This is a genomic window from Streptomyces sp. UF-297 (assembly GCF_058245575.1).
Genome location: NZ_JBSIBZ010000189.1, coordinates 1 through 3,861 on the forward strand (window position 1 = coordinate 1; position 3,861 = coordinate 3,861).

The 3,861-nt window shown below is 70.0% G+C and carries 5 protein-coding genes and 1 pseudogene; 1 reads left to right on the forward strand and 5 read right to left on the reverse strand.

Going from position 1 to position 3,861, the window contains the following annotated elements:
• Nucleotides 1-82 precede the first annotated feature (82 nt).
• The 3 genes from AC4IJH_RS43160 to AC4IJH_RS43170 form a co-directional block, all read right to left on the reverse strand.
• Nucleotides 83-583 (reverse strand): nucleoside deaminase, encoded by a 501-nt coding sequence (locus tag AC4IJH_RS43160; protein WP_490857512.1) that lies wholly within the window; start codon nucleotides 581-583, stop codon nucleotides 83-85.
• Between the two features lie 139 nt (nucleotides 584-722).
• A complete protein-coding gene (gene cynS / locus AC4IJH_RS43165; protein ID WP_490857513.1) occupies nucleotides 723-1,193 on the reverse strand; it encodes a cyanase in 471 nt (156 codons plus the stop codon).
• Between the two features lie 116 nt (nucleotides 1,194-1,309).
• Nucleotides 1,310-1,906, reverse strand: coding sequence for a carbonic anhydrase (locus tag AC4IJH_RS43170; RefSeq protein ID WP_490857514.1), 597 nt, complete (start codon nucleotides 1,904-1,906; stop codon nucleotides 1,310-1,312).
• Nucleotides 1,907-2,033: 127 nt separating this feature from the next.
• Between AC4IJH_RS43170 and cynR the strand changes: the two genes are divergently transcribed.
• Nucleotides 2,034-2,936, forward strand: a complete 903-nt coding sequence (gene cynR, locus AC4IJH_RS43175; RefSeq protein ID WP_490857515.1) for a transcriptional regulator CynR — start codon at nucleotides 2,034-2,036, stop codon at nucleotides 2,934-2,936.
• 324 nt (nucleotides 2,937-3,260) lie between these two features.
• Here cynR and AC4IJH_RS43180 read toward each other — a convergent pair whose 3' ends face one another.
• Nucleotides 3,261-3,530 (reverse strand): hypothetical protein, encoded by a 270-nt coding sequence (locus AC4IJH_RS43180; RefSeq protein ID WP_490857516.1) that lies wholly within the window; start codon nucleotides 3,528-3,530, stop codon nucleotides 3,261-3,263.
• A gap of 242 nt (nucleotides 3,531-3,772) precedes the next feature.
• Nucleotides 3,773-3,861 (reverse strand): annotated as a pseudogene (locus AC4IJH_RS43185) (peroxiredoxin); the annotation flags it as partial.

Genomic DNA, 3,861 nt, shown 5'->3' on the forward strand with positions numbered 1-3,861 from the left:
CCCCCCCCCCCCCCCCCCCCCCCCCCCCCCCCCCCCCCCCCCCCCCCCCCCCCCGCCGCCTCGATCGCTTCGGGTCCGAGCGTCAGACGGCGGTGGGCGCACCGGCGACGCGGCGCTCACCGCCGTTGCGCTCCTGCCAGAACCGGTACACCGCGGTGGCGTCCTCGCGTGCCTCGTAGCGCATGGGCAGGCGGCGCTCGTCCCAGTTCTTGGCGCACTCGCCGTAGAAGGTGTCGAGTTCGAAGTACTTGCGGTCGTCCACGTAGTGCGGCTCGTACGCGTCGCGGGTGGTGAGGAAGACGACCTCGTCCGGCGAGCAGTAGTAGAGCGACCCCAGGCACATCGGGCAGGGGTGGGCGAGTACGTAGATGGTGGTGCCGGTCAGGTGCTCGGTGCCCAGCTTCGTGCAGGCCTCGCGGATGGCGAGGATCTCGGCGTGGGCGGTCGGGTCGCTTGTCTGGGCGACCAGGTTGGGGGACTCGGCGAGGATCTCGCCGTCCCGGGCGATGACGGTCGCGAAGGGGCGACCGCCCTCGGCGACGTTCTGGCGGGCGATGTCGATGGTGCGCTGCACGAAGTCCATGAGGAGACCTCCACGGGAGAAGGGGCGCCGCGCCGCCCCGGGGATACGGGGCGGCGGGCAGAAAGAGGAGGGCCCCGGGGCGGGCCGGGGGACGTCGCTGTCCGGGCCCGCTCCGGGAGTGAGGTGCTGCCTGGGCGCCTTAGAAGGGCTTGGTGGGCAGGTACTTGCCGTCGAGGGTGATGACGGCGCGCTCGCCGCCCTCGGGGTCGGCGACCTTCTTGACGTCCAGCTTGAAGTTGATGGCGGAGATGATGCCGTCGCCGAACTGCTCGTGGACCAGGGCCTTCAGCGTGGTGCCGTAGACCTGGAGCATCTCGTAGAAGCGGTAGATCGTCGGGTCGGTCGGGATGCCGCCCTCGATCGAGCCGCGGGTCGGGATGGTCTGGAGCAGCATGACCGCGTCGTCGTCGAGGCCGAGCAGCTCGGCGACGGCCTTGGCCGCGGCCTCGGGCAGGGCGTGCTGACCGAGGACGGCAGCGGTGACGAAGGCGACGGACAGGCCGGTGACATCGGCGATCTGCTGCCAGGACAGGTCACGGCGGGTCTTGGCCTCGACCGCGGCGATCGCGAGCTGCTGACGGGCGGTGTTGTCGAACTGGGCGTGCACCATGGGAATGCTTCCTTTCGGACGGCCCGTCCCCTGAAGTGGCAGAGGGGATCGGGAAGATGGGGCCCCGGACATCCGGCCGGGTGGGGCCGGGGCGGGGGAGAGGATGGGATACGGGGTCAGGCCGCGAGGGCCGGACGCGTGTCGGTGATGTCGTCGACGGTTCCGGTGGGGATGTCGAAGACCCAGCCGTGCAGCCGCACGCTGCCGGCGGCCAGGGCACGGGCCACGCAAGGGTGGGTGGCCAGGTTCGCCAGCTGGGCGGCGACGTTGTCCCGCACCAGCGCGGCCACCGTGTCCTCACCCGGGTCGGCGGCGGTACGGGCCCGGGCGGCATCCGCGTGGCGCAGCCAGTCGGAGATGGCCGGGGCGGCGGTGAGGTCGTGGCCTTCGGCCAGGGCGGTCATGGCGCCGCAGGCGGAGTGCCCGCAGACGATGATGTCCCCTACACCCAGGACCGCGACCGCGTACTCGATGCTGGCGGCCACCCCGTCGGCGCCGGGCGTGTAGGCGGGTACGAGGTTGCCGGCGGTGCGGATGACGAACAGCTCACCGGGGTCGGTCTGGGTGATCAGCTCCGGGACCACGCGGGCGTCGGAGCAGCTGATGAACAGCGTGCCGGGCTGGTGGGTGCTGGCCAGGCGGGCGAAGAGCTTGGCCTTGGCAGGGAAGACCTCCCGCTGAAAGCGGTCGATTCCCTCGGCGAGATGACGCATGACCCGTGACTCCCTTCGATCGGGTGTGTCGGTGGGGGCCGACGTCATTCACTGTGCATGACCAGGTGCTATAGCGTCCAAGGCGCAATACCACTGACAGCTATCGATGGCATCTATACTTCATTGCATGAAGCCGGAACTGCGTCATCTGCGGTATCTGCTCGCCGTCGCCGAGCACGCCAACTTCACCCGCGCCGCCGAAGAGCTGCGCATCGCCCAGCCCACGCTCTCCCAGCAGATCCGCCAGCTGGAGAAGGCCCTTGGGGTGCAGCTGCTGGACCGCACCGGCCGCACCGTGCGCCTCACCGACGCGGGTGCGACCTATGTCCACTACGCCCAGCGCGCGCTGCGGGACCTCGCGGCCGGCGAGCGGGCGGTGCTGGACGTACACGACCTCTCCCGCGGCCACCTGCGGCTGGCGGTCACCCCCACCTTCACCGCGTACCTCATCGGCCCCCTCGTCGCCGACTTCTACGCCCGCCACCCCGGCATCACCCTGGACGTACGCGAGTTGACCCAGGACCGCATCGAAGCCGACCTCCTCGCCGACCGGCTCGACCTCGGCATCGCCTTCAGCGGCACCCACCTGTCGGGCATCGAGGCCACGGAGCTGTTCACCGAGCGGCTCAGCCTCGTCGTCGGCCCGCACCACCCCGACACCGGCTCGACGGACGCCCTGCCCATCAGCGATCTGCGCGAACGCCAACTGGCCCTGCTCAGCGGCGACTTCGCCACCCGCCGACACATCGACCAGCACTTCGCCGATCACCAGGTGCAACCGCGCGTCGTGGCGGAGGCCAACTCCATCAACGCCCTCACCGAGATCGCGGCCCGCACCCCACTGGCCACCGTCCTGCCCGACGCGATCACCCGCGACCACCCCCACCTGACCCCCATCCCCCTCACCCCTGCACTCCCCGCCCGCACCGTCACCCTCCTCCGCCGCGAAAGCGCCTACCAGAGCGCCGCCGCCCGCGCCTTCACCCACCAGACCACGCAGTGGGTCCACACACAGGGCTTCACCCTCTGATTCCGAACGCACATTCACCGAGACCGCGGCAAAGGCGAAGGGTGTGCCGATATTGACCACCTCGGTCAGCGCTCCGAACGTCGTGAACGCGGCCGGTCCTCGTCAGGATCAGCCGCGAGCACCATGACGTACGGCACGGTGATCACGACGAGCGAGGCGAGCTGCGGCACGAGCTGGAGGTCCATTTCGGCCTCGCGTCGAGTCGGCCACCCGAGGCAATGGCCGCTCGCGTGATCGCCTGGTGGGCAGCCGCCGACCCGGCCGACGGGACGGACAGCCGGTAGTCGTTCCTCTCAGCGCAATCGAGGGGATGCCCGTGAGTACCTACAGCAACGGCGCCTGCGGCCGGGCCACTTCGGCGGTGTGCTGCGACTCGGGGGCGAGCGGGAAATGGTTCGTGGTGTCGACGACGAACAGCCCCACGATGATCACCAGCAGGACGATCGCGAGCTTGATCACGACCAGCACATGGGTCACGCTCTTGGACAGTGCGCCGCCGACGATCAGCACCGCTGCCAGAAGGAGTACGAGCAGCGCGGCCGGCAGATTCATCAGCGAGCCTTCCGCTCCGCTCGGCGCGTACGGAATCGTCACGCCGATACCCGAGAGCACGGACTGCGGACAGCCGCACCGGCCCGGGTCGCCGATGTCAGTTCCAGGCTCGTTGTGCGCGGCAGGCTCACGGATTCGTATTCCACAGTCGTTCACAGTCGTTCAAGCGGTTCCTGAGAGCCGCTTGGAGCGGCCCCGGGAAGACGGAAAGCGGCGGGCCGGCCCAAAACTTTGGGGATGAACGCGACCGGCCCGAACCGGTCTCCGTGGCGCCGTCGGTCTCGTCAGACGAGCTGGGCGTCGAGGGTGATGTTCTTGACGCCGGCCAGGGCCTGGCTGACGGGGCAGTTCTTCTTGGCGTCCTCGGCGGCGG